This window comes from Streptomyces sp. NPDC059788, from assembly GCF_042732265.1.
GTDB lineage: Bacteria > Actinomycetota > Actinomycetes > Streptomycetales > Streptomycetaceae > Streptomyces.
On sequence record NZ_JBHWHY010000013.1, the window covers coordinates 144,621 to 167,614 of the forward strand.

Here is a 22,994-nt window from a genome sequence, read left to right on the forward strand (position 1 = left end):
ATCCCTCAAGACGCCTCGGCCAGCACGCGCGTCACGAACGGCCCCTGGAGATGCCGGGCCACGAGAACGAGATGACGGCGCTCGTCACCGGGTGCCACATCCGCCCCGGGCGTGTGCTCGCAGTGCCGTTCGGGTCGCTGCCGGGCCCGCAGCGCGCGCAGCCCCCCGACGAAGGCCGCCGCCGCGACCGCGGCCTCCCTCTCCTGCGGCGCCATGTCCGGGTGCTCGGCAGCGCACCGCCGGGCGGCCGCGACGACGTCCTCCGGTACCCACGGGCGCAGGGCGAGCTGCCCGTCGCGGATCTCCCGCGTCCGGCGGGTCAGCCGCCACTCCAGGTCCCGCGCCGTCAGCCACTCCGCCCATGGCCGCCGCGGCCCGTCCAGCGCCAGCCGCCCGTCCACCTGCATGGCCGCCGTCCACAGCGGGCGCAGGGCGCGGTAGTCGGCACGCCGCTGACGCCAGCCGGCCGCGGCGGCGCCCGCCCAGCCCACGGCGAGCACCAGGCAGCCGACGCAGCCCGAGAGGGGGCTGACGACGGACCCCACCCAGTCCAGGACGTGCGTGCCGGCCGCCGCCGCGCCGATGGCGACGCACTTGGTGAGGCAGTAACCGCCGATCAGCGCGCTGCCGACGGCCAGGCACCGCAGGCTCCGGCGCAGCAGGCGCTGGGCGGCCGCCGCGGTGGCGTGCCGCCGGCACGTACGGCCCAGCTGCCACAGTCCCCACGCGAACGCCGCCTGGTAGACGAGCAGGAAGGCGAGGACCGGCGGCTGTGCCGCGTACGTGGTGTCCAGCGGCAGCGAACTGTCCAGGCCCGGCGGGAAGAGCGCGAACAGCACGAGCATGGCCGCGATCACCGGCCCGTACACCCAGCCGACCTTGCGCCGCACCTGCGTGCGCACCGCCGCGTACGGCACGGCCCACGCCTGTTCCCCGGCCCGGCGCCGCGACGGCGGTGCCCACAGCAGGACGAGCACGACGGCACCGGCGCCGAACAGCAGCCTGGCGACGTACACGATCAGCAGGCCCAGGAAGCCGACGCCGGACGATTCGTTGATCACGGCCGCCACGGCGGGCGCCGAGCAGAGGAAGGAGACGGCCGTGGCGGCCGAGGCCACCGCCATGACCAGCAGCGCCGGGAAGCGCTGCCGCCGCCAGGCACGCGACTTGAAGACGGCGAGCACCACCCACAGCGCGCCGATGGCCAGGTAGAGACAGTTGGCGACGAGGTCATACATGCCGGCTCCTGCGGTGCTCCAGCGAGGTGACCACCGAGGCGCTCGCCGCCTCGTCGGGTGCCAGCGCGAGTTGCTGCCACAGCAGGGTGCCGAGGATCTCGGCCTGTTCCTCCGCCGGATCGGCGTAGTGCGAGCGGCCCAGGACCAGCCGGGCCACTTCCGGGTCCAGCGCGTCGAGTTCGGGAATGTGGGCGAGCAGGAGATGGGCGATCTCGTGGCAGATGATGTGTGCCTGGTGCGCTTCGCTGGTGTGCAGCGGGTAGTGGATGCGGTCCTCGGTCAGGTGCTGTTCGAACTGCCCGGACCGTTCCCCGAGCGGTGTCTCCCGCGCGACCAGCACGATCGGACGCCCGCGCCGCGCGCCGAGCCCGTCGCACAGCTCCCGCACCGTGGAGTACGGCGGCAGGTCGGCCTGCTCCAGCAGGGCCCGGCACTTGCGCCGGGCGCTACGTAAACCCACGAACGCGCTCCCCTGTCCCTCGGGCAACCGCCAGTGAACCGCACGCCCGACGGGTAAATGCGAGGCGCTCACGGATCTCCTCCGGTCTCGACGAACTCAACGACATACCACAACGGCCGCATCACGGGCCACACACAGGGCTCGCACCTCGCCACGCTGCCGCCGCTCCGGTGTCCGCTGTCTGCGTCCCGTGTCCGCGTCCCGCCCATCGGCGCGCGATCCACTCACCCGCGCACGGCCTCGTCACCGCCGCCCAGCCCGATGGCCTTGCGCAACTGCTCGATGACGGCCCGCACCGGCCCCCGCATGGCCGGTGGCAGCTCCGCCGCGCCCTCGGCGATCTGCCGCACTTCCTCGTCGTCGAGGAGCCCGGCGTGCCCGGTGTCCGCCGCGCCCCCGGCGGCCCGGTGCGCGACCTGCTGCGGCCTGCCCGCGCGGTGGGTCTCGATCATGCGCAGATTGCGCTCGACGGACCGTACGGCGGGGTGGTCGGGCGGGTTGAGGAAGTAGTCCGTGGACACCCCGAACAACCGGGCCAGCCGCCCGGCGTTGACCAGGCTCGGCACCGACAGTCCCTTGCGGAGCTTGCCCACGTACTGGTTGGACAGGCCGGTGTGCCGGCCGATCTCGATGTCCGTGTACGGGCGCCCCTGGGCAGCCGGATAGATCACGTCGATCAGACGGCGCAGACGCTGGGCGAACAGTGCGGCGTCCGGCTCCCCGTGCGGGGGCAGCGGCGACGGCACGTCCGGCTCGGGGGTGGGCATGGCGGCATCCTAGCCCCGGGCGCCCCGCCTCCAGAAGCCCTCAACACCCCCACGGATAAACGATAGTGGACTCCATCGGATCAACGTTTCCGAACTGACCTGCACATTCCCGGTCATCATCCGCCCATTGGTTGACACCACCCGACGACTCGCGCAAGATCGGAGCCCTGCGAGCGGAACCCCGCCACCCGCATCTCCGTCCACCGCCCCGGCTTCTCACCCTCCGCGGGGGAGGGGGTGAAGCCCCGGGCGGGGGCGGGGTGGTTTCCCCCTGCCCGGCGCACGGCGCCGCGCGTACGCCTGCTTATGTCCCCGGGACCACCCTCGTGCACGTATGCGCGAACGTACCTCTGTGCGGCATGTGCAAGTGGACTGGCCGATGGGCATATCTCCAGCGCGAGGTGCGGGAAGGGACGCGGCCGGTCGGTAGCGCCCCTCGCGTGATGTGCGCCCGCCGGTTCCGTCCGGTCGCCGGCAACCGGTCCGGGCGCAGGTGCGGTCGCGGGCGAAATCGTCGGCGCCGCGCACCTATCGGCCGGTGGCGGCTCCGGACGGCTCGGGGCGGCTCATGACGGTTCGCGGGCGGGCCAAGGCGGTGTCCGGGACGCGAGGCGGGCCGGGGGACGGACGTCATGAGTGCCGCCGGGCAGGAGGAAGGCGAATGCGCCTGGACCGCGACCGCCGGTGGCTGCTGTTCGCACTGGGCGCGGGCGTTCCCATAGCCGCCGGCGACCTCGCGCTGGGACCCGGGCACAGCCTGATCGGACTCCTGCTGCTCTGTGTGCTGATGGCCGCCACCCGGCTCGACGGGCCCCGCACCGGCACCGTCTCCCTGTACGCGGTGCTGCTGGCCACCGGCGTTGCGATAGGGGAGGGGGAGTACGGCGAACGGGACGTGCAGGTGCGCCTGGCCGCGCTCGTGCTCGGCGGCGCGTACGCGACCTGGAGCGCCGCCCAGCGGGTGTCCCACGAGGGCGAGCTGACCGAGACCTCGTCCGTCGCGCAGCGCGCCATCCTCCAGCCCACCTCCTTCCGGCTCGGCGGACTGGCCGTTTGCGCCCGCTACCACTCCGCCTCGCCGCAGGCCCTGATCGGCGGCGACCTGTACGCCTTCGCGCACACCGCCGCCGGCCTGCGCATGCTGATCGGCGACGTCCGCGGCAAGGGCCTGCAGGCCGTACGCCTGTCGGCCGCCGCCATCGGCTTCTTCCGCGACAGCGCCTACACCCAGCCCGACCTGCCCGCCGTCCTGGACGCCACCGACCGGCGCCTGGCCGGCCTGCTCGGCGCCGAGGACTTCGTCACCGCGCTGGCCGCCGAGTTCGCGGCGGCCGTCCGGCCCGGCACCACCCGCGTCCGCCTGGCCAACTGCGGCCACCACCCACCCTTGCTCCTGCCCGCCGGAGCCCCGCCCCGCCTGCTCACCCCGGCCGAACCGACCACCCCGCTCGGCCTGCACCCCGCGCCGGTCGTCCAGAGCGTCGCCCTCGAAACCGGCGACCGCATGCTGTTCTACACCGACGGCCTGGCCGAGGCCCGCAGCCCCGAGGGCGTCATGGTCGAGCTCGCCGACCTGCGCTCCGCCTGCTCGCGGGCGGCGCTCGACGAAGCCGCCGACGCGGTCCAGGACGCCCTGCTCCGCCACACCGACGGCGCCCTCGCCGACGACGTCGCCTTCATTCTGGTCGAGTCCTGCCCGACGGTGCCCCACCAGGACGCCCGGACCAGGCCCGGAGCGCGGGGCCGCGCCGCCCCGGCCGCCGGCACGGCCCACTCCTCGTACGACGCCCTCCGTCCCTATCGCAAAGAGTGGCGCGGCCCCCGGCTGCCGGGGACGGGCGCCCGGCGCACCCCTCCCGACTCCTGAGAGAACCGGAAGCACCGTCCGGGTGACCCGTGTCTCACCTGCGCGGCACCGCTTGTCTATGCAACTCGTTGCATAGAAGGATCGGGGCATGGCGCTCGAACACGCGATCCTCGTCTCCCTGCTGGAGAAGCCGGGCTCCGGCTACGAGCTGGCCCGGCGGTTCGAGCGGTCCATCGGCTACTTCTGGACCGCCACCCACCAGCAGATCTACCGCGTCCTCAAGCGCATGGAGGCCGACGGCTGGGTGACCGTCCGGGAGGTGCCGCAGCAGGCGCGGCCGGACAAGAAGGAGTACTCCGTCGCCGCCCTCGGGCGCGGCGCCCTCTCCTCGTGGCTGCACGAGCCGATCGAGCCCGAGAGCGTACGGCACGACCTCGCGGTCAAGATCCGCGGCGCGGCCTTCGACGACCCGGCCGCACTGATCCGCGAGGTCGAACGGCACCACCAGGCGCACACCGACCGCCTCGCGCACTACCTGGCGGGGGAGCGGCGCGACTTCACGGGCCCCGAAGCGCCCGCGGCACCCGATGCCGGGCAACAGCTCCAGCACGTCGTCCTGCGCGGCGGCATCGCGTACGAGCGGATGACGATCGCCTGGCTGGAGGACGTGCTCGCCACGCTCCACAGCCTCAGAACCGAGGAGTGAGGGGCCGCGGTCCGGGCGTGACACCGGGTCCCCGGCTCCCCGCCAGGGCGATCCGAGGAGTGCCTTCACGTCCGTCCCGTACGAAACCCCCGCCACCGCACTCCGTACCAGCCCGACACCCCCGTCCCACGCCCACCCGACCCCGAAAGGCGGACCTCATGGCCGACCCGCTGCTCTTCAACCCGCGTACCTACGACCCGGCACACTTCGACCCGGAGACCCGCAGGCTGCTGCGCGCCACTGTCGACTGGTTCGAGGACCGCGGCAAGCGCCGGCTGATCGAGGACTACCGCTCCCGTGCCTGGCTGGCGGACTTCCTGGCCTTCGCGGCCAAGGAAGGCCTGTTCGCCACCTTCCTCACTCCGGCGTCCGCCGCCGGGGAGCAGCCGGGCGGCCAGGCCGACGGGCAGCCGGACAAGCGCTGGGACACCGCCCGCATCGCCGCCCTCAACGAGATCTTCGGCTTCTACGGACTCGACTACTGGTACGCCTGGCAGGTCACCATCCTCGGCCTGGGCCCGGTCTGGCAGAGCGACAACGCCGCCGCCCGCACCCGCGCGGCCGAACTCCTCACCCAGGGAGAGGTGTTCGCCTTCGGCCTGTCCGAGAAGACGCACGGCGCCGACATCTACCACACCGACATGCTGCTGGAGCCCGACGGCGACGGCGGTTTCCGCGCCAGTGGTTCCAAGTACTACATCGGCAACGGCAACGCCGCCGGCCTCGTCTCCGTCTTCGGCCGCCGCACCGACATCGAGGGCCCGGACGGCTACGTCTTCTTCGCCGCCGACAGCCGCCACCCCGCGTACCACCTCGTGAAGAACGTCGTCGACTCCTCGAAGTACGTCAGCGAGTTCCGCCTCGACGACTACCCCGTCGGCCCGGACGACGTGCTGCACACCGGCCGCGCCGCCTTCGACGCCGCGCTCAACACCGTCAACGTCGGCAAGTTCAACCTGTGCACCGCCTCCATAGGCATCTGCGAGCACGCGATGTACGAGGCCGTCACGCACGCCCACAACCGCATCCTGTACGGCCGCCCGGTCACCGCCTTCCCGCACGTGCGCCGCGAGCTGACGGACGCCTACGTGCGCCTCGTCGGCATGAAGCTGTTCAGCGACCGCGCCGTCGACTACTTCCGCTCCGCGGGCCCCGACGACCGCCGCTACCTGCTCTTCAACCCGATGACGAAGATGAAGGTGACCACCGAGGGCGAGAAGGTCATCGACCTGATGTGGGACGTCATCGCCGCCAAGGGCTTCGAGAAGGACACCTACTTCGCCCAGGCCGCCACCGAGATCCGCGGTCTGCCGAAGCTGGAGGGCACCGTCCACGTCAACCTGGCCCTGATCCTGAAGTTCATGGGCAACCACCTGCTGAACCCGGCCGAGTACGCGCCCGTGCCGTCCCGCCTCGACGCGGCCGACGACGCCTTCCTCTTCCGCCAGGGCCCGGCCCGCGGCCTGGGCTCCGTACGGTTCCACGACTGGCGCGCCGCCTACGACGCGTACGCCGCGGTGCCCAACGTCGCCCGCTTCCGGGAGCAGGCGGACGCCCTGTGCGCGTTCGTCACCACCGCCGCCCCCGACGAGGAGCAGAGCCGCGACCTCGACCTGCTGCTCGCCGTCGGCCAGCTCTTCGCCCTCGTCGTCCACGGCCAGCTCATCCTCGAACAGGCCCGCCTGACCGGTCTGGACGAGGACGTGCTCGACGAGCTGTTCGCCGTCCTCGTACGCGACTTCTCCGCCCACGCCGTCGAACTGCACGGCAAGGACTCCGCCACCGGCGACCAGCAGAGCTGGGCCCTGTCCGCGGTCCGCCGTCCGGTCGTCGACGAGGCCCGGTCCGCCCGCGTCTGGGAGCGCGTCGAGGCCCTGTCCGGTACGTACGAGATGGCGCCGTAGCACGCCGGTGGGGGCGGCCCCGCCCCGATGCCGGATGCGGTCGGGGCCGCCTGAAGGTGAACGCAACGAATGGGACGCCAGATGACAATGAGGAATTTGGGCTTCCAGTGGCGACTTTTGGACAAATGCCTCCCGAGTCACGCACATCGCGCTCCGACCCGCCATGCTCAGTACATCCGGGTCAGCCGCACGGGGCGCCCGGCCGAGCAAGGGGGAACCAATGAGCACACTGAAGAAGCGCGCCAGACTGGCCGCGGCCGTCGCCGCGCCGCTCCTGCTGTCCGGTGCCACCCTCACCGTCACGGCGCCGGCCGCCAGTGCCGCGCCCACCGGTGCGGACGCGTGTACCCACCCCGCCTGGTCGAACAAGTCTCCCGGCAAGGGCACCGCGAAGGGCACCTCCGTCAAGGTCCGCACCGGCCCCAACAAGGAGTGCGGTGTGACCGCCACGGTCGGTACCGCCGTCGTGCTGCAGTACCACTGCTGGGTGACGAACTCCGCCGGCAACAAGTGGACGCACGTACGGATCGACGGCACCCAGATCAACGGCTGGATCTACAACAAGAACCTGGACGACGGCGGTTCGGTACACCCGGACAACAAGTGCTGATCTGACCCGCGTCACCCGCACCACCTGCACGGCCTCAGGAGCGAGCCCAGCGTCACACGGGCCGCTCCTGAGCGCCGTCCGGGGGCGGTGGCCGCGGCGCGGGGGAGGACGGGGGCGCGCTCCGGGGGAGCAGGCGCGATGATGCCGGGACGGCGCGGCCCGCCGCGGCGCCGGACATCCGGATCGAGGACGAGGAGTGAGTCCCATGCGCATCGCGGTCAGTGAGTTCATGAGCCTGGACGGAGTCGTGCAGGCGCCGGGCGGCCCCGAGGAGGACACCGACGGCGGGTTCGCCCACGGTGGCTGGTCGCACCCGTTCTTCGACCCGGAGATCGCGGGCGGCGCCTTCGACAAGGCCCTGAGGGCCGCCGACGCCCTGCTGTTCGGGCGCCGCACCTGGCAGACGATGGCCGCGGCGTGGCCGGAGCGGGCCGGCGACCCGTTCGCCGACCGGATGAACGCCATCCCCAAGTACGTCGTCTCCGGGACGCTGGGCGACGACGAACTGACGTGGGGCCACACCACACGCATCCCCGGTGACGAGGCGGTCGCCCGCATCCGGGAGCTGCGCGCGGCCGAGGGGGGCGACCTCCTGGTCATGGGAAGCCCCACGCTCGTCCGCACGCTCCTGACCGAGGGGCTGGCCGACGAACTCAAGCTGATCATCATGCCCGTGCTGCTCGGCGGCGGGAAGAGGATCTTCCCCGACGACGGCGGCAGGCGCACGCTCGAACTGATCTCCACGGTCACCAGTGGTACGGGTGTGAATGTGTGTACCTATCGCCCGGTTGCCGGGAAGTGAGGCGCATCCAGGTGTGCGAATCGCGCTCCGTACCGTCTCTCGAACCGGTGCGCGGATTTTCGGATGATCGGCCTGGAGTCTGCGGTCGAACTGCACTGACTGGTGATCAATAACGGGCGCTGGGTGATCGATAGAAGTCTTTCGTGAAGGTTTCATTGATTCATGAACCTTCTGCTTCGTCTGCGCGTGTGGTGTCCGTAAGCTGCCAGCAGTCCCGCCGCCAGCCCCGGCCGTGCGGGCCGCGCCGCGCAGTCCCGAGGAGTTGGCCACCATGAACATCCGGTGCCCCGAGCTGAGGGAGGGCTGCCGGGTTGTCTGCCCGGTCGGCGAACTCGATCTGGCCACGGCGCCGGCGTTCCGCGACCAGCTGAGAGGGAACGATGCTGCGCTGCCGCCGTACGTGGTCGCGGACCTGCGCCGCATCAGTTTCATCGACAGCAGCGGCCTGCACGAACTGAAGGCCGCGCAGGCGCGCTGCGAGGCGGTCGGCGGCTGGGTACGCGTGGTCTACGACCACGGGGCCATCGACCTGCTGTTGCAACTGACCGGATATGCGGAGCGCTTCCCCCGGTACGCGAGCGTCGAGGAGGCCTGGTGCGACCGACCACTCCATGCCTCGGACGAGGGGGGAGGGTGAAGGGCGGCCGGCGTGGCGCGTGGGCGCTCCGGTCCGCAGCCGGGCCGCGGCCGGTCCGCAGCCCGGTTCAGGCGCCGGGGCCGGTGCTCACCGGGTGCGGCGGCCAGACGGGGCGGTAGGCCACGGGCAGGCTGGCCAGCGCCCGGGTGACGGTGGGGAAGACGGCCAGTACCTCCCTGCTGCCGGTGTTCTCCAGCATCCACAGCACACGCCGGCCCACCCCGGCCAGCAGCAGGCGGCCGTGCCGGCGGCTGAGCAGCCAGTGCAGCCCGAGCAGGCAGTTCAGGCCGCGGGAGTTGCAGTAGACCAGGGCCGAGCAGTCCAGGACCACGTAGCGGTAGCCGGTGTCCACGTGGCCGCCCATCGTCGTACGGAAGTACTGCTCCCCGGAGTGGTCGAGTGCTCCGCTGACGCGGATGACCGCGCACGCGTCGCAGTCCGCGACCATATTGACCAGCAACCCGTCAGCGTGCGGCATCTCGCACCTCCGAGCGGCGTCTCGTACCAACACCTGTGAGCCGGGCTCAACACGCTATCCGTACGCGGGCACGGGTACCAGGCGTACCTGCCGCTGGGGCGGCACCTTGCGCCAACCCCTTGAGAGGGTGCAGACCAGCCTGCCGTCCACGGCCCGGTCACCGGCAGCGGACCTCATCCTCCTGGAACGCGCGGCGGCCCCGGGGACTCCGTTCAGTCTCCGTGCGGCCGTATGGGCCCGTATGCGGTCCTCCGGCGGCGGGCGGCGAGGCGGCGGGGGCCCGTGTCCGCCGGACGGCCGCTCCCGTACCTGGTCCTGGACCTGGACCTGGACCTGTACCCGGACTCGGCCTCGGAACCGGACTCGAACCCGGGACCGAGGCCGGACGCGGGAAGCAGCGCGAACGGCCGTGAAAGCGGCACGAGTTGCAAGATCCGGTACACGCACCGCGGCGGCTGGCGCAGATAGGTCTCCCCGCCGTGCGCGGCCGCCCGGGACCGTACCTCGCACAGCCACTGCAGCCCGCTGCAGTCGAAGAAGGTGACCTGGCTCAGGTCCAGCACGACCGTGCGTACGGACGGCGAGGACACCTGCGTCAGGGCGGGGGCCAGCCGGCGGGCAAGTTCCAGGTCGAGGTCTCCGAACACCGACAGCAGCAGCGTCCCGCCGTCCCGCCGCGCGCGCCAGCACGGCCCGATGCTTGCGAGGTACGGGCCGATCGGCCGCCGCCGCGGCCTGCCGCCCTGCCGCCACCAGCGGGCGCCCCTGCGGGCGAGGCGGCGTGCGGGAGCGGTGCGGCCGCGGAAGTAGCGTGAGCAGAGACCAGACACGGGCGTCTCCTCCGTCGGTGGACGAGCTCCGGCCCACGGGAAGGTGAGCCGGCGGTCGCGGCGGGGCGCGGTGGGCGTCCGACACTGCCCAGGGCGTTCGTCGGCCCGGCCCGTCGGACTCATCCGGTGTGATGCCCCCGATTCCGTACGGACAAGCACGCGTTGCGGAGGTGTCCCACGGGAGGCACACGGCACCCGGACACCTGAACGGCCGCCCCGTCACTGTGCGAGGACGGCCACCCGTCGCGCCACTGGCCGGGCCCACGCGCCGGCCCCGCCCGCCGTCGGGCGTTCCGCCGTGCCCACCTGCCCGGCCCACCTGCCGGGTCCCCGGCGCCCCGCGTACGGCACCGCGTGCCGCCGTATGACTCGTACTACGGCAGAACCGTGCGTGGCCGTCACCCGAACCGGGCATGGGTGGTACAGACCATCCGCCGAGATCCGGCCACCGAGGCGCAACCCGAGGGAACCCGGCGGCTTCCGGGGGGAGTGAGGCGAACGTTGCGTACCGGTCGTCGCGCCCGCGTCAGGACGACGCGGGCCGAATACCTCTTACCCCACGCCCACGAAACCGTCTTCTGGGCCCGCTGGCTGACCGCCGCCTTCCTGACCCGGGACGCGAACACCGGCTCCGGCCCCGCCGACCTCGCGGACGTCTGTCTCGTCGTCACCGAACTCGTCGCCAACGTCACCCGCCACACCCGCAGCAGCTGCCGGCTGCGTCTGTGCGTGCAGGGCGGCGTCCTGACGGTCGAGGTGAGCGACGACAGCCCGGACCGCCCCCGGCTCCGCCCGGCCGCCGCCGGCGCGGAGAGCGGACGCGGACTCCTGATCGTGTACGCCCTCGCCCACACCCTGGACGTTCTCGACGACCCGTCGGGCGGCAAAACCATCCGCGCCACATTGAACGGCGGCTGACCTCGCCCGCTGCCATCGGGTGACTCACCCGCGGGATGCGGCCGTGCCGGGACACGCGTCGTGGTCCAGCCGTGGTTCGCCCCGACTAGTCTTGGCGCGGCGGCAAGTTGGCAAGTCGGCACGACGACAAGTCGGCACGACGGCTCGGCGCCCTCCGCCACGGAGCGTCGGCCGCCGCGCCCGTCCCCGACCTCACAACGCCCTGGAGGAATACGGCATGACGACGAAGACCGCACTCATCACCGGCACCAGCCGACCGGTCGGCCTCGGCTTCGCGATCGCCCGTCAGCTCGCCGAGCTCGACTACCACGTGATCCTCACCGCGCGCGACCTCGCCCGCGCCGAACCCTTGGCCGCACAACTGCGCAAGGAAGGCCACCGGGCGACGGCCCTTCGCCTCGACCTCACCGACGCGGTCAGCATGCAGGAGGCCGCCGGCCATCTCGCCCGGACCGACGGACATCTGGACGCACTGATCAACAACGCCTGCGCCCCCGTCGACTTCACGGTCATGTCCGCGCTGGACGCCGACCTCGACGCCGTGCGCTCCGCGCTGGAGGTCGATGTGCTCGGCCCCTGGCGGCTGGTCCAGGTGCTGCTGCCGATGCTGAAAGCCGCCCCCGCCGCCCGCATCGTCAACGTATCCAGCATCTCCGCCCAGCAGATCGCCACCGGGCTGGACCTCGGCGCAAGCCTGCGCGCCCCGGCCCACTCCTTCGCCAAGCACTCGCTCGACGTCCTGACCACCGTGCTGGCCCGTGCGCTGAAGGACACCCCCATCCTCGTCAACGCCGTCGACCCGGGAGAAACCGCCACCCACCCCGAACGCGGCGACGAGGGCGAGGCCCGTCCCGCCGACGAGAGCGCACGCGGTGTCATATGGGCGGCGACCCTGGACGAGGACGGACCCACGGGCGAACTCTTCAGCAGCTGAGAACAGACCCTGCTGGCCATCTGAGCTTCAGACCAGGCGCCCCGACGGCCGCAGCCGGTATCGACGTGGCGTCACCAGCTGCGTGCGGTGCTGTGCAGATCGTCGAACATCGCGTGCAGGTGATGCCCGAGCGTGCCGTGCTGCGGATCGGCCAGCCGCCACCGGGCTGCGGCGAGCTGGTACGCGCCGTGGGGAGCAGGTCGGAAGCAGTGCCCCGGGCGGCTGGTCAAGCTCCGGCCGTGCCCGCCCAGAACTCCGGGAGCTTGCTCCGCAGGGTCGTGGCTGTGGCGAGGGCCGTCTGCGGGTCGTCGCCGGCGCGCAGGCCGTCGTCGGCGACGTCGACCGCCAGCGTCGCCAGGGCCTGTAGATCCAGGTCGGCGTAGTAGCCCAGCACCTCATCCGACCCGGCGGGCCCCTTGTCGCGCAGGCTCGCGGCGAGCAGCGCACACTGACGGGCGTACGCGGTCAGCTCCGCGTACACCGCCAGTGCCGAGGAGGCCTGACTGCCGTGGAGCGCCATCCACGACATGGCCGAGCAGACGGGGAAGACCCCGTGCGCCGGGGGCCGGGGCATCAGGTCGGCCTCGGTCATGCCGAGGCTGATGGCGGCGGCCGTCAGCACCGGGCGCGCCTCGGCGACCAGGTGGACCATCGAGCCCCACAGATCAGCGGCCGGACGGTTCGGGTACCGCGCCGCCAGGAGACCGTAGGCGGCGGTCTCCGTCATGAGGCAGAACGCCTCCGCGCTGAGTAAGGAGCGCAGATTCGGCAGCGAAGCGCTGCCCTCCCGCAGCGCGGAGGCCAGGACGTTGTCGGTGAGAACGCCGGTGAGGCCCTCGTCGATTTCCTGGACCAGCGGCTCGACCGGCCGCACGGATCGGTTCGTCATCTCTTTCGTCCTCTGCTCCGGCTTCTGCTGGTCCCGCTGCCCGGGACCGCTGTCCCGCTCAGTAAACGTCGCCGTGCGATCGGCAGGAGCCGTGCGGAGACGGGAGGTGCGTGAACGCGCTGAACGCTTGTTACCTTGTGAACGCGTCGGCTCCGAAAGATGGGCCGATGGGCTTGGGCCGGGGCTCTGTCGGGTCCCAGCACAGCGGGTCTCCGCACGAGCCCCGCCAGAACGTCCGGTGCGGGTGCGGGCCTGCGGGCGGCGGTTCGCGGTCCGGTGCGGGTGCGGGGCGTGCCGGCATGCGTGGGCAGAGTGAGGCGCCTGGGCAAGGATGCAGGCGGGGGCCTACGCCGGTGCGGGCCAGGGCGCGGTTGACCGTTTCGCTGGCGGCCGTCAGCTCCAGGTGACCCTGCGCGGCGTGCACGGCGCCCCGTACGCCCAGGAGGGTGTAGAGGCTGGCGTTGTCGCACCAGGTGATGCCGGACAGGTCCAGCCGCAGCCGACGGTGGCCGGTCTTGAGGTGGGTGACCGTGGCCTCGCGCAGCAGGCCCACCGTACGTACGTCGAGTTCGCCGGCCAGCTGCAGATCTGTTTCGTCGCCGCTTCCGGTACGGGAGCGAACGGTCAGCCGGGAATCGGGGGGCTCCGCCAGCGCAGGACGCAGAACGGGGACCACAGAGGGCTGGGCGTGCTGCACGGTCCCTCCAGTTGGCCGCCGGACGGGCCAAAGGCCCATTTCGACGCCGACCAGACTTCCCGGCACACCCTGCGCACCCGGCGCATTGAAGTCACCGTAGCGGCCGCAGACCTGGCACGGAAGCAGAGTGGCCGAAAGGGCCCCGGGAGGGGTAGTCGGACAAGCGCCTTGCACCAGCCGTACCCGGCGCACCAGCCGCACCCGCCGTACCTGCCGACCGACATCGACGATCCGCACCCGGGCCCGTTCCGGACCCGTGGCCGGGCCGCACCTGTGCGGTGCTGATGGGGCATCGCCTCATTGGCCCATCGCGCCGCTCCCCCCACAGCGGGTGGTCTGTCGGCCCCAACTCGGCCGGGAGTTCCCAATGCGCGCAAAAGTCGCAGGGCGTCTGATCCTGAATTAGAAATGAACCTTATCCAGGTGTACGCCTGGTAAATGAGCGAACGGATGACCGGTCTTCTCGGGAACGGAGAGGAAGAGAATGGGGCCTGACGCGGAAGAACTCGCAACGGGAGATTATGCCGATCCGGTGAGTGAATTGGTGCGTACGGCTGTCGTCTGTCAGCCGTTGGACGCAGTCGCGCGCCTTGTCGACTTGCTGGAGCGGACGCCGCACGGTAAATGCGCCGCCGACGAGGCGCTGCGTACGGCCGCGACGGAGCTGCCGGTGCACGAGGTGGCGCAGTTGGTGCATCTGCTGACGCAGCCGCCGCGGCCGTACGACGGTGCGGACCGGGTTCTGCGTACGGCGGCGGAGCACCGGCCCGTCGCGGAAGTCAGCCACCTCATGCTGTTGCTGCACAGGCCGCCGCATGTCGCGCGCTCCGGTACGGAGACGACGCGGACGGCGGCGGGCCGCCGCCCGGTGGAGGAACTGGCTCAGCTCATCAATTCGCTCGCGCAGGAGCGCGCGGACGCCTTCGCTCCAGAAGCGTCTTCGGACGCCGTGTCACCTGCGAGTCGTGGTGACGAGCGCGAAACGCGGAGGTTCGCGTGGGCCCGTCTCTCCTTCGCGGACGATTGGCTGTCGAAGCTGGCCGGGGCGGGGCTGGTCGTGTGCGGCGCGGCGTATGCGCCGATGGGTATCCGCAGCAGTTCCTCGACCGCGGCGGTGGCCGTGGCCGTCGGTCTTCCCGCTCTGTGCGTCCTGGTGGGCTCCCTGCTCTTCCTCAGGAGGACCGTCTCCCGTCTGGTGGCCGGTGTCCTGATCTCCGCGGCGGCGATCGCGCAGCTCCTGCTGGGGAGCGGCCTGATTTCCGGCCTGCCTTTCCCGCCCACGCTGCGCGGTACGTTGCTGCCGTCGCTTCCGGCCTACGTGGCGGCCGGGCTCGCCGTCATGTTCTCGCTCGCCGCACTGGTGCGCGCTCTCGCCGCTTCGCGGCCCCCGCACGCCGGGGCGCCTGTGCCGGTGGCCTGACGGGCACGTGAACGGACGGCGCGAGTTCCTGCACGTCCTCGGGGTCGGTTCCTGCGTCTCCGCGGGGTCGGCTTCGGTTGGCAGCCGGTGGCCGACCCCGTGTGGACAGCGGCGACTCCCATCGCACCCGGCCGAGCCGGGCCGGGCCGGAGCTGCCCGGGGAGGCATCAGCTGATGATGGGGAGCACGAGTTGGCAGTACGGGGTGGTGGCGGTGGAGGGGTCGAGTGCGTTGCGTACGAGCTGGAGGGTGATGGGGTCGTAGGGGCCGCCGATGTGCTCGGCGAGGTCGATGGGGCAGACGTCCTGCAGGGTGATGTTGTGCACCGACGCCCCGGGGCCGGGGGTGAGGTACTGGTGGTAGTAGGGGGTAGCGACCTCGTCGAGGCGGCTGACGATGGTGGTGTAGGCGACGCCGGGCACGGTGTCGCCTCCCCGGTCCAGGGTGGTGTGGACCTGCGAGCCGATGAGCTGGTCCGGTACGGCCGGCCCGGCGAGGGCGCCGACGGCATGGTGGAGGCCGAACTTCTGGATGAGGGTGCCCAGTCCGAGAATGGTCGTGCCGTGGTTGCTGGGGTTGATGCCCACGAGCCGGCGGACCTTGTTGCGTGCCGGGTCCCGGGCGTCGGCTCCGCCGGCGAATCGCAGATACCAGCGGGGCAGCACGCCGCCGCCTTGTGAGTGGCCGACGAGGTCGACCTGGCGGGCTCCGGTGACGGCCAGTACCCGGTCGACGTAGGCGGCGAGCTCCTCGGCGGAGTCGGGGATGTGGGCCGTGGCCTTGGTGATCGCGCCGCGGGGGGCTCCGTAGTTGAGTGCGAAGACGCAGTAGCCGTCGGCTTTGAGCTGAGGGGCCACGGCGTTCCAGGCGTTGAAGGCGTTCGCGAAGGTGCCGTGGAGGAGGACGACGGGGCGGGGGTGGGCGGGCGAGGGGGAGCAGTCCCAGTCGTCGGCGCCGGGGGGCGGGGCGTCGGGATGGGGGAGGGAGGCCAGGATGGCCGCGGGGTAGTTGTCGATGGCGGGTGAGGTCAGGGGGACGGGGACGAAGGGGACGGCTCGGGTGGCCGGTGCGGCTGGGGTGGTGAGGTTCGTACGACCGCTCGGTGCGAGGGAGGCCAGGGAGGCCAGAGGTCGGGACGGGGTTGCTGTGGCGCTGGGGGAGGTAGGGATGACGAAGGTCGTCAGCAGTGATGCCGTGAAGGCCAGGCGGCGACGCCGGTGATGGCATCCGCGGGCGTGGGCGGCCACGGGGCGGAGGAATCGCATGGGTCCCTTTGCGGGCGGAGGGAGCGCCGGGCCCGGAAACGACGACTGCGCTACGACACGCTGCGTCGGGAACCGGGGCCATCGGCTGCTTTGATCACCCCGATAACGCCCGGAATGTCGTCCCCAGTGCTTCGCGTCACCCTCGTGGAGCACTAAAAACGATCAGTCGAGTTGACCGCTCCGCTCCGCTGATGCTGTCGGCGGCGCAACCGTGGCCGGCGCCACCATGACGAGGACCGCCGTGTCCGCCAGAGCCGGAACGCGGCCACCACCCGCCGCCTCCGGCCGTGACCGGTGCGCGTCCCGTTCGTTGATCACACGCCCGACGGGCCGCCTGCGGCCCGTCTCTGCCCGGGGTGCGGGCAGCGGCCCCGGGACCTTCTTCCGGGGTTGCCGGGCTGCCGTCCGGGGCCTGAGCCCCGGATGGCGACGATGGCCCGTGCGTTCTTGAAAGGTCCCCATGCAGCAGACGGTGAAGCAGAGCCTGCTCGTCGCCGCGGCGGTCGGCGCGCTGGCAGGCTTGCCCGCCGCGGCCCACGCCGACACCTCCGCCGGAGGACGAACGGCCGACTCGCCGGGCTTCCTGTCCGGCAATTCGGTGCAGGTCCCGGTACAGGTGCCGCTCAACGCCTGCGGCAACACCGCCGACCTCGTAGGGCTCCTCAACCCCGCCTTCGGCAACCTCTGCGCCGACACCGACGGGTTCCCCACGCCACCTCGGCCCCGGCTTCCGGGCCGACAGCCTCCGCAGCCTCACGTGCCTGGCCAGAAGGCCCTGGAGTCGCGGCCCTTGCCGAGCCGGCGGCCTGCTACGGACAGTGCCGGGGCGACCGACTCCCGGCCCCACGGGTCCCCGTCCGGCAGCGCGGCCGTACCGAAGCGGCACACGGCGCTCGCCAAGACCGGCTTCGGCACACTGGGCGCTCTGGCAGCAGCAGGGGCCGTGCTGCTGACGGGCGGTGCGGCCCTCACCCGCCGGGGCACACCACCCTGCACCGCCCCACCGGCGCCTCGCCGCGGACACCCGAGGCACCGGGCACTCCGGTGACCGTCCTGGCGCTGCTGCGGGGAATGGACCATGGGCGGCCCGCCTGCACGCCGCGGACCTCCTCGGTGCCACGGCCCAGCCGCATCTGACCGCCCGAAACCCCACCTCGTCCCGCCTCGCTCAGGGCATGAGGGGGAGCTTGCCGACGACCTTGTCGACCCGGTTGCGCGGGCCGGCGATGCGCAGCGTGGCGGAGTCGGCGACGAGCACCGAACAGCCTGCCCAGGGCAGGCCCGGGTGCACGGTGCCCTCCGCACGGCAGACCAACCGCGACCTGGCCGCCGAGACCGGGATCGGCCTGTTCGTCACCTCGGGCGCTCACGACTTCCTCATCCACATCGCCGTCCCCGACATCGACAACATGTACGCGTTCGTCATCGACCGCCTCACCGAACGCCGCGAAGTCGCCGACGTACAGACCACGATGCTCTACGAGCACGTCCGGTCCCGCAGCATCGAGCCGACCAGCCCCGACCGGCCCCGCTCCGCACGCCGAGCCCGCTGACCGGGCGGCGATGCACGTGTGAGCCGGTGCCGTGAACTCTTCGGGGCTGTTTGCACGCGGGGCAGTGTCTTGTGCACACCCCGTGCCGCGACGACTCTGGTGCGGCGGCTCGTTCTCCTGAGCATCGTGCGGCGGCCGTCGAGCCCCGTCCGACGGCCGGGCCGTACCCATCGAACGAGAGGACGGTTCGCTCGTGTCATCACCAAACGGTTCCTCCGCCGGCCCGTCGTTCTTGACGGTGGCGAACCCCGGGTTCGAGCAGGGCACGGAGGGCTGGGCCTGGGCCGACGGCACCGGCGTCGCCACCGGCAGGCCGCACACCGGACGCTGCCACGCCCGGCTGGACGCCGGAAGGGGCCGGGAGGTGGGGCAGACGGTGACCGCGACCGGGAAGGGCTCGTACGACGTGTCCGCGTGGATCGCCGCCGGCGGGCCGCGCGGCGCGTTCCTCGTACGGGTCAACGGCGCGCCGGCCGGCGAGTCCGCCATCGCGGACCGCCCCTTCTACTCCCGCCACACCGTCTCCCGGGTCGCCCTGGAAACAGGGGACCGGATGGAGATCGCGTTCTCTTCCGGCGACGCCTGGGTCGACGTCGACGACGTCATGCTGTCGCCCGCGGCCCCGGCCGACCCGCGGGTCACCTCCTCGGCCCCGGTGCTGGCGGAGATGTTCGCGTGGGCCAAGCGCAAGGCCAACAGCTGGGTCCACCTGGCCGGGACGGTCGGCCCTCTCAACGTGGACGAGAGGAATCCCGGCGGGACCGGCACCGCGGCCTATGCCCCGTCGTATTGGGCCGGCTACGCGCACCGGAGCGGCTACTACGCGCGCGATGCCGCTCACCAGATTGTCGGAGCGCAGGTCCTGGGGCTGAACGAAGAGAACAGGACCATGCTGGGCTCCTTCGCCGTCTCGGCAGTGGCCGCTCACGTGTACTACCCCGTGTGGTCGTACAACTTCGACGCCCGGACATACCTGAGCATCGACTACCACAGCGCCGACTTCTTCGTGCGCGAGGTGCCCGCGCCTTTCGAACTCGTGGAGAAGACGGAACAGGCCTACCGGTGGAGCGGCGACGCCTTCTACCTCGGCGACGTCATGTGGGATTTCTGCCGTCATGCCACCACGGAATTCGTCGAGGCGCACGACCGGATCAAACCCAACGGCGTCGCCGAGGGCACGGGGCAGGGCATTTTCGCGGGAGCGGCCAGCTACAACGAGAGCGGCGGCGAGCAACTGGTCGAGGCCGGTGACGCGTTCGCCTCCCAGTACCGGGCCTACCTGGCCGCCTCGGCCCTCGCGTCGGCCCGGGGCGAGCCGGAACAGGCGGCCCGGTACGCCAACCGGGCCGCGAAACTGCGCACATACTTCCACCACGGCTGGGTCGCCAACCAGGGGGCCGCGATGACGCGCGCCTATTCCCTCTCCGGCGCACCGCTGTCCGGGTGGGGCAGGGAGAACAGCTGGTTCATGCCCATGAAACGCCTTTTGCTGCCCGGCCCGCGCAACGACGCCTATCTCGACTACATCGACGAAATGGCCGGGGGAGCGGGAAAACCGGTGAACATCGAGGCGATCACATACCTGCCCGACACCTTCTTCGCCAACGACCGCGACACGCAGGCGTGGAAATGGATGCGCTACGTCTACGACCACCGCGACGACCGCCACCCCGTCGCAGCGCAGGGACTCAACGGGGACTACCCGGAAGTCGCGTTCACCCTCATCTCACAGACCGTCGAGGGACTGATGGGATTCCGCCCGGACGCCCCCCGCGCCAGGGTGACCACCCGCTCGCACCTGCCCCGCGGCATCGACTGGGTACGCATCGACTGGGTACGCATCGACAAGCTCCCCGTCGGCGACGGCTGCTTCGGCCTGCGGCACGACGGCACCCACAGGTCCGAGCTCACCAACGGCACCTCGAAGGTGTACACGTGGCAGGCCCGGTTCCCGGGCGGCCACCACGCCGTGAGAACCGACGGCAGGCCGTACGAGGTCCAGCGGAAGACCCTCCATGGAGGGGTCCACACCTGCGTGAACGTAGCGGTGCCACCGGGCGGGACCGCGACCGTCGAAATCGGCCGCACATGACCCGCTCCCACCCGGCCGCTACACTCTGAAACCTCCATGACGCTCCATCAAGTCACTTGCGGATAAAGGAACTTGAGACCGTCAGTGGTGCCCGGTTCGCAGCCTCCTCGGAGAGCACGCCATGAGTCGCAAGGAAATCGGCTCGGCCGACGGCGCCGCGCGCGTGTCGCGGCCGATGGGCACCGGCGCAGCCGTGGGTGTCACCGTGTCCGTGCTGACGGTCGCCAACCTGGCCGACAACCGATGGGCGCCGTCGTTCGGGGTGTTGACCGCCGTCGTGGTCAGCGCCTTGCTGCTGGGGGTGCTGTTCCGGGCCGGGGGCACCTGGGCGGACGCCGGGCTGGACGCCGCGACGCTGAAACGCGGCGCGCGCTGGGCGATGGTGCTGATCGGGCTGGTCGGCGTGGGCTACGCGGCGGCTGCGCTGCTGCCCGCCACCCGAGGCCTGTTCGCGGACGAGCGGTACGGCGGGCTGACCGGCGGCCAGGTGGCGCTGCGCGTCCTGGTCACCGTGCCGGTCGGCACGGTGTTGCTGGAGGAGGTCGCCTTCCGGGGTGTGCTGTACGGCCTGGTGCGCCGGGCCGGGGGCGCGGTGTGGGCGACGGCCGTGTCGAGCCTGCTGTTCGGGCTGTGGCACGTCCTGCCGTCGCTGGGATTGGCGACGGACAAGCCCGCCCTGACGCCGGTGTTCGGCCGTTCCGCGTTCGGCGCGGCGCTCGCCGTGGTGGCCGTGGTGCTGTTCACCGGGGCCGCGGGCGCGCTCTTCTGCGAACTGCGCCGCCGTAGCGGGAGCCTGCTGGCGCCCATGGGCCTGCACTGGGCGGTCAACGCGTTCGGCTACCTGGCCGGTTTCCTGCTGCGGTGACGGGGCGGCTCCGCCGGGGCGGGGCCGGGCGCAGCACGTACCGTTCGCAGGGGTGCCGCCGTACGCGATCACTTCTCGGCCGCGATGACGCCCTTGAGACGGCCGAGGTCCTGCGCGGTGACGTCCGGGGGCCGCAGGACGGCGTTCCAGGCGTCCACGTACTCGGTGATGTACGTGTGACCATGGCCGCTCGGGACGTCGGCGGCGAACGGGAGATCCGCGGTGACCTGCCAGAAGGTCACGAACGGCAGCCACACCATGGGTTCGAGGACGTCGTCGCCCGGGTGCTGGCCGATCCAGTCCGGTTCGTCGTGGACGAGTCGCGGGCTCCACCAGACGATCGGGTCGGAGGGGTGCATGAGGTAGAGGACGCGACTGCCGTTCCAGGGCAGGTCCGCCGGCGGAACCTGCGCGGCCGGGTCGTTGGCGAACCGGACGGTCCGCCCGTCCTTGTAGACGGGCTGGACCTCGGGGCTGCCGGCGTCACGGTGGTCGCTGAACTCGCGGAACAGCGTGTTGAAGGCCGGCGGGCCGGCGAACAGGGTGCCCGCGGTGCGGTTGCGCAGGTCGTACTCTCCGCTGAACGCGGCCTCGCCGCCGAAGGACCCCAGGCTCTCCCCGCTGACGAAGAGCCGGGGACGGCGGTCGGACGGCAGTTTCGACCAGGTGTCGTACACCGCGTCGAAGAGGGCACGGCCCGCCTCGCGGGCCTTGGTCTGGTCGACCAGGTAGGAGAGCCACGACGGGAGGTAGGAGTACTGGGTCGCGATGGTGGCCGAATCGCCGTCGCTGAGGTACTCGAAGGTGTCCACCGAGGCGGGATCGACCCAGCCGCTCCCGGTCGTCGTCACCACGAGCAGGTTCCCCCGCCGGAAGCCGCCCTGACGGGTCAGGTCGGCGACCGCCAGGGCCGCACGGGACTCCGCGTCGCCGGACGACGCCAGTCCGGCGTAGGACCGGATCGGGTCCTTCGCCGAGCGGCCGGTGAACTCGCCGATGGCGGACGCCGACGGTCCGGTGCCGGTGAAGTTGCGCCCCTGCAACCCCAGCGAGTCCCACGGTACGAGCGAGCCCGGCCCGCCCGAGCGCAGGGTCGACGTGGGCCGGTGCGCCCCTTCCTCGGTCGTCGTGTCGCGGAGCGAGAACGTCTGGTTGGCGAGGCCGACGAGGCCGTCGAGCAGCACCCCGGTGACGAGCGCCCAGACAAGGGCGGCGACCACGGTCCAGCCGACGGCGGACGCGGCGCGCGGCCCGATCCAGCGCTTGAGCAGACGCACGAGCCGCCGGTACAGGCCGCGGATGCCCCGCGCGGTCAGCAGGAGGAGGAAGAAGACCAGCGCCGCGATGAGCGGGGAGGCCACGGCGAGCGGGATGTTGTAGTCGGTCACCCCCATCAGCCGGCGGATCTGGTACTGCCAGTACTGTCCGAAGCCGAAGAAGAGGCCGAAGACAATGACGGCGCTGATGAGGAAGCCGGTCCAGGACCTGCGCCGTGGGGGCCGCGGCTCCCGGTCGGCGAACGCGCGCCCCGCCCGCGCGGCGAGTACCCCGGCCGCGTAGCCCAGGGCCGCGTTGATGCCGCAGATCAGGCCTTGCAGGATGCCGCCGCGCGGAAGCAGCGACGGGGTGAAGGAGAGGCAGGCGAACAGCAGCGCCCCCCAACACCCGGGCAGGGTGACGGACAACAGCCGACGGCGGCCACGGGGCTCCGGCGCCGGGCCAAAGCCTTCGGCCGTCGCTGCGGTATCAGCAGGAGGAGAAGGGTCGGCCGACGACCCCGATGTGTCTCCCGCCATGGCTACCTCCGTCCGGAAGGCCTCACCGGAACAGCGCGACGCCGGAACGCGTGGCCGGGCGGATCGTCCGTCCGTTCGCCGGACGTGATCTTCATGGCTGCGGTCCTGGGGCCGTCTGCCGACAGTAGGGCGCCCGCGCGGCGGGAACCATAGCCGGACGGGCCAAAGAAGGCGGCGACGGGACTGGTCCACCATGGGCGGGGAGGCGTGCGCGTCCGCGCGGGCGATCGAGGCCGTCCGGGCGCTGCCGGTACGGGACGGCTCACGGAGTGAGGAGAAGACGTGAGCGAGAACCTGCGGCAGGCGGCCGAGGCCCGTACGGCGTC

General features: G+C 71.8%; 24 protein-coding genes. 13 read left to right on the top strand and 11 right to left on the bottom strand.

What is annotated here, in order from left to right; all coding sequences use genetic code 11:
• Positions 1–5: 5 nt before the first annotated feature.
• The 3 genes from ACFV57_RS14065 to ACFV57_RS14075 all read right to left on the bottom strand — a co-directional run bounded on the left by ACFV57_RS14065 (position 6) and on the right by ACFV57_RS14075 (position 2,465).
• Positions 6–1,238: an MAB_1171c family putative transporter gene (locus ACFV57_RS14065; protein WP_385230289.1), complete on the bottom strand. Its 1,233-nt coding sequence runs from the start codon at positions 1,236–1,238 to the stop codon at positions 6–8.
• Entirely contained in the window at positions 1,231–1,698 is a 468-nt protein-coding gene (locus tag ACFV57_RS14070; RefSeq protein ID WP_385230292.1) for a hypothetical protein, read from the bottom strand. Before ACFV57_RS14070 ends, ACFV57_RS14065 begins: the two co-directional genes overlap by 8 nt.
• A gap of 224 nt (positions 1,699–1,922) precedes the next feature.
• Positions 1,923–2,465, bottom strand: a complete 543-nt coding sequence (locus ACFV57_RS14075; protein ID WP_385230295.1) for a helix-turn-helix domain-containing protein — start codon at positions 2,463–2,465, stop codon at positions 1,923–1,925.
• Positions 2,466–3,126: 661 nt separating this feature from the next.
• Between ACFV57_RS14075 and ACFV57_RS14080 the strand changes: the two genes are divergently transcribed.
• The 6 genes from ACFV57_RS14080 to ACFV57_RS14105 all read left to right on the top strand — a co-directional run bounded on the left by ACFV57_RS14080 (position 3,127) and on the right by ACFV57_RS14105 (position 8,931).
• Positions 3,127–4,332, top strand: a complete 1,206-nt coding sequence (locus tag ACFV57_RS14080; RefSeq protein WP_385230298.1) for a PP2C family protein-serine/threonine phosphatase — start codon at positions 3,127–3,129, stop codon at positions 4,330–4,332.
• A gap of 88 nt (positions 4,333–4,420) precedes the next feature.
• Positions 4,421–4,978 carry a PadR family transcriptional regulator gene (locus ACFV57_RS14085; RefSeq protein WP_385230301.1) on the top strand — a complete coding sequence of 186 codons (558 nt, stop codon included), beginning with the start codon at positions 4,421–4,423 and terminating at the stop codon, positions 4,976–4,978.
• A gap of 158 nt (positions 4,979–5,136) precedes the next feature.
• On the top strand, positions 5,137–6,882 hold the full coding sequence (locus ACFV57_RS14090; protein ID WP_385230304.1) for an acyl-CoA dehydrogenase family protein: 1,746 nt from the start codon (positions 5,137–5,139) through the stop codon (positions 6,880–6,882).
• Between the two features lie 220 nt (positions 6,883–7,102).
• Positions 7,103–7,492 (top strand): SH3 domain-containing protein, encoded by a 390-nt coding sequence (locus tag ACFV57_RS14095; RefSeq protein ID WP_385230307.1) that lies wholly within the window; start codon positions 7,103–7,105, stop codon positions 7,490–7,492.
• Positions 7,493–7,697: 205 nt separating this feature from the next.
• On the top strand, positions 7,698–8,294 hold the full coding sequence (locus ACFV57_RS14100; protein ID WP_385230310.1) for a dihydrofolate reductase family protein: 597 nt from the start codon (positions 7,698–7,700) through the stop codon (positions 8,292–8,294).
• A gap of 271 nt (positions 8,295–8,565) precedes the next feature.
• Positions 8,566–8,931: an STAS domain-containing protein gene (locus ACFV57_RS14105; protein WP_385230313.1), complete on the top strand. Its 366-nt coding sequence runs from the start codon at positions 8,566–8,568 to the stop codon at positions 8,929–8,931.
• Positions 8,932–8,998: 67 nt separating this feature from the next.
• On the opposite strand, the gene ACFV57_RS14110 is transcribed toward ACFV57_RS14105, so the two are convergent.
• Together ACFV57_RS14110 and ACFV57_RS14115 are read right to left on the bottom strand one after the other, a co-directional pair.
• Complete coding sequence (locus tag ACFV57_RS14110) at positions 8,999–9,409, bottom strand: STAS domain-containing protein (protein WP_385230316.1); 411 nt, start codon at positions 9,407–9,409, stop codon at positions 8,999–9,001.
• A 212-nt stretch (positions 9,410–9,621) separates the two neighbouring features.
• Entirely contained in the window at positions 9,622–10,239 is a 618-nt protein-coding gene (locus ACFV57_RS14115; protein WP_385230319.1) for an STAS domain-containing protein, read from the bottom strand.
• Positions 10,240–10,740: 501 nt separating this feature from the next.
• On the opposite strand from ACFV57_RS14115, the gene ACFV57_RS14120 reads away from it, so the two are divergent.
• Both ACFV57_RS14120 and ACFV57_RS14125 read left to right on the top strand, forming a co-directional pair.
• Positions 10,741–11,157, top strand: coding sequence for an ATP-binding protein (locus ACFV57_RS14120; protein WP_385230322.1), 417 nt, complete (start codon positions 10,741–10,743; stop codon positions 11,155–11,157).
• A 217-nt stretch (positions 11,158–11,374) separates the two neighbouring features.
• The gene (locus tag ACFV57_RS14125) at positions 11,375–12,091 is read left to right on the top strand and encodes an SDR family NAD(P)-dependent oxidoreductase (protein WP_385230325.1); all 717 of its coding nucleotides are present in this window, start codon (positions 11,375–11,377) and stop codon (positions 12,089–12,091) included.
• Between the two features lie 71 nt (positions 12,092–12,162).
• Here the strand turns inward: ACFV57_RS14125 and ACFV57_RS14130 are convergent, their stop codons facing one another.
• The 3 genes from ACFV57_RS14130 to ACFV57_RS14140 all read right to left on the bottom strand — a co-directional run bounded on the left by ACFV57_RS14130 (position 12,163) and on the right by ACFV57_RS14140 (position 13,677).
• The gene (locus ACFV57_RS14130) at positions 12,163–12,321 is read right to left on the bottom strand and encodes a hypothetical protein (protein ID WP_385230327.1); all 159 of its coding nucleotides are present in this window, start codon (positions 12,319–12,321) and stop codon (positions 12,163–12,165) included.
• Positions 12,318–12,980 (bottom strand): hypothetical protein, encoded by a 663-nt coding sequence (locus ACFV57_RS14135; RefSeq protein WP_385230330.1) that lies wholly within the window; start codon positions 12,978–12,980, stop codon positions 12,318–12,320. Before ACFV57_RS14135 ends, ACFV57_RS14130 begins: the two co-directional genes overlap by 4 nt.
• 130 nt (positions 12,981–13,110) lie before the next feature.
• Complete coding sequence (locus ACFV57_RS14140) at positions 13,111–13,677, bottom strand: STAS domain-containing protein (protein WP_385230333.1); 567 nt, start codon at positions 13,675–13,677, stop codon at positions 13,111–13,113.
• 532 nt (positions 13,678–14,209) lie between these two features.
• Here ACFV57_RS14140 and ACFV57_RS14145 point away from each other — a divergent pair.
• Positions 14,210–15,097: a hypothetical protein gene (locus ACFV57_RS14145; protein WP_385230336.1), complete on the top strand. Its 888-nt coding sequence runs from the start codon at positions 14,210–14,212 to the stop codon at positions 15,095–15,097.
• A gap of 167 nt (positions 15,098–15,264) precedes the next feature.
• Here ACFV57_RS14145 and ACFV57_RS14150 read toward each other — a convergent pair whose 3' ends face one another.
• The gene (locus ACFV57_RS14150) at positions 15,265–16,362 is read right to left on the bottom strand and encodes an alpha/beta fold hydrolase (RefSeq protein WP_385230339.1); all 1,098 of its coding nucleotides are present in this window, start codon (positions 16,360–16,362) and stop codon (positions 15,265–15,267) included.
• A 460-nt stretch (positions 16,363–16,822) separates the two neighbouring features.
• Between ACFV57_RS14150 and ACFV57_RS14155 the strand changes: the two genes are divergently transcribed.
• Positions 16,823–17,410, top strand: a complete 588-nt coding sequence (locus ACFV57_RS14155; protein ID WP_385230342.1) for a chaplin — start codon at positions 16,823–16,825, stop codon at positions 17,408–17,410.
• 120 nt (positions 17,411–17,530) lie between these two features.
• Here the strand turns inward: ACFV57_RS14155 and ACFV57_RS14160 are convergent, their stop codons facing one another.
• Entirely contained in the window at positions 17,531–17,653 is a 123-nt protein-coding gene (locus ACFV57_RS14160; protein ID WP_385230345.1) for a hypothetical protein, read from the bottom strand.
• Position 17,654: 1 nt separating this feature from the next.
• On the opposite strand from ACFV57_RS14160, the gene ACFV57_RS14165 reads away from it, so the two are divergent.
• The 3 genes from ACFV57_RS14165 to ACFV57_RS14175 all read left to right on the top strand — a co-directional run bounded on the left by ACFV57_RS14165 (position 17,655) and on the right by ACFV57_RS14175 (position 20,872).
• Positions 17,655–17,915 (top strand): Lrp/AsnC ligand binding domain-containing protein, encoded by a 261-nt coding sequence (locus tag ACFV57_RS14165; protein ID WP_385230348.1) that lies wholly within the window; start codon positions 17,655–17,657, stop codon positions 17,913–17,915.
• Positions 17,916–18,108: 193 nt separating this feature from the next.
• The gene (locus ACFV57_RS14170; protein ID WP_385230351.1) at positions 18,109–20,007 is read left to right on the top strand and encodes a hypothetical protein; all 1,899 of its coding nucleotides are present in this window, start codon (positions 18,109–18,111) and stop codon (positions 20,005–20,007) included.
• A 121-nt stretch (positions 20,008–20,128) separates the two neighbouring features.
• Positions 20,129–20,872 carry a CPBP family intramembrane glutamic endopeptidase gene (locus tag ACFV57_RS14175; protein WP_385230354.1) on the top strand — a complete coding sequence of 248 codons (744 nt, stop codon included), beginning with the start codon at positions 20,129–20,131 and terminating at the stop codon, positions 20,870–20,872.
• A gap of 68 nt (positions 20,873–20,940) precedes the next feature.
• Here the strand turns inward: ACFV57_RS14175 and ACFV57_RS14180 are convergent, their stop codons facing one another.
• Entirely contained in the window at positions 20,941–22,557 is a 1,617-nt protein-coding gene (locus ACFV57_RS14180) for an alpha/beta hydrolase (protein ID WP_385230357.1), read from the bottom strand.
• Between the last annotated feature and the right edge of the window lie 437 nt (positions 22,558–22,994).

Bases quoted from the DNA above. Each gene is read 5' to 3' on its own strand.
- ACFV57_RS14065 (WP_385230289.1), bottom strand. From the start codon at position 1,238: ATGTATGACCTCGTCGCCAACTGTCTCTACCTGGCCATCGGCGCGCTG.
- ACFV57_RS14075 (WP_385230295.1), bottom strand. From the start codon at position 2,465: ATGCCCACCCCCGAGCCGGACGTGCCGTCGCCGCTGCCCCCGCACGGG.
- ACFV57_RS14080 (WP_385230298.1), top strand. From the start codon at position 3,127: ATGCGCCTGGACCGCGACCGCCGGTGGCTGCTGTTCGCACTGGGCGCG.
- ACFV57_RS14085 (WP_385230301.1), top strand. From the start codon at position 4,421: ATGGCGCTCGAACACGCGATCCTCGTCTCCCTGCTGGAGAAGCCGGGC.
- ACFV57_RS14090 (WP_385230304.1), top strand. From the start codon at position 5,137: ATGGCCGACCCGCTGCTCTTCAACCCGCGTACCTACGACCCGGCACAC.
- ACFV57_RS14095 (WP_385230307.1), top strand. From the start codon at position 7,103: ATGAGCACACTGAAGAAGCGCGCCAGACTGGCCGCGGCCGTCGCCGCG.
- ACFV57_RS14100 (WP_385230310.1), top strand. From the start codon at position 7,698: ATGCGCATCGCGGTCAGTGAGTTCATGAGCCTGGACGGAGTCGTGCAG.
- ACFV57_RS14105 (WP_385230313.1), top strand. From the start codon at position 8,566: ATGAACATCCGGTGCCCCGAGCTGAGGGAGGGCTGCCGGGTTGTCTGC.
- ACFV57_RS14110 (WP_385230316.1), bottom strand. From the start codon at position 9,409: ATGCCGCACGCTGACGGGTTGCTGGTCAATATGGTCGCGGACTGCGAC.
- ACFV57_RS14125 (WP_385230325.1), top strand. From the start codon at position 11,375: ATGACGACGAAGACCGCACTCATCACCGGCACCAGCCGACCGGTCGGC.
- ACFV57_RS14135 (WP_385230330.1), bottom strand. From the start codon at position 12,980: ATGACGAACCGATCCGTGCGGCCGGTCGAGCCGCTGGTCCAGGAAATC.
- ACFV57_RS14150 (WP_385230339.1), bottom strand. From the start codon at position 16,362: ATGCGATTCCTCCGCCCCGTGGCCGCCCACGCCCGCGGATGCCATCAC.
- ACFV57_RS14155 (WP_385230342.1), top strand. From the start codon at position 16,823: ATGCAGCAGACGGTGAAGCAGAGCCTGCTCGTCGCCGCGGCGGTCGGC.
- ACFV57_RS14175 (WP_385230354.1), top strand. From the start codon at position 20,129: ATGAGTCGCAAGGAAATCGGCTCGGCCGACGGCGCCGCGCGCGTGTCG.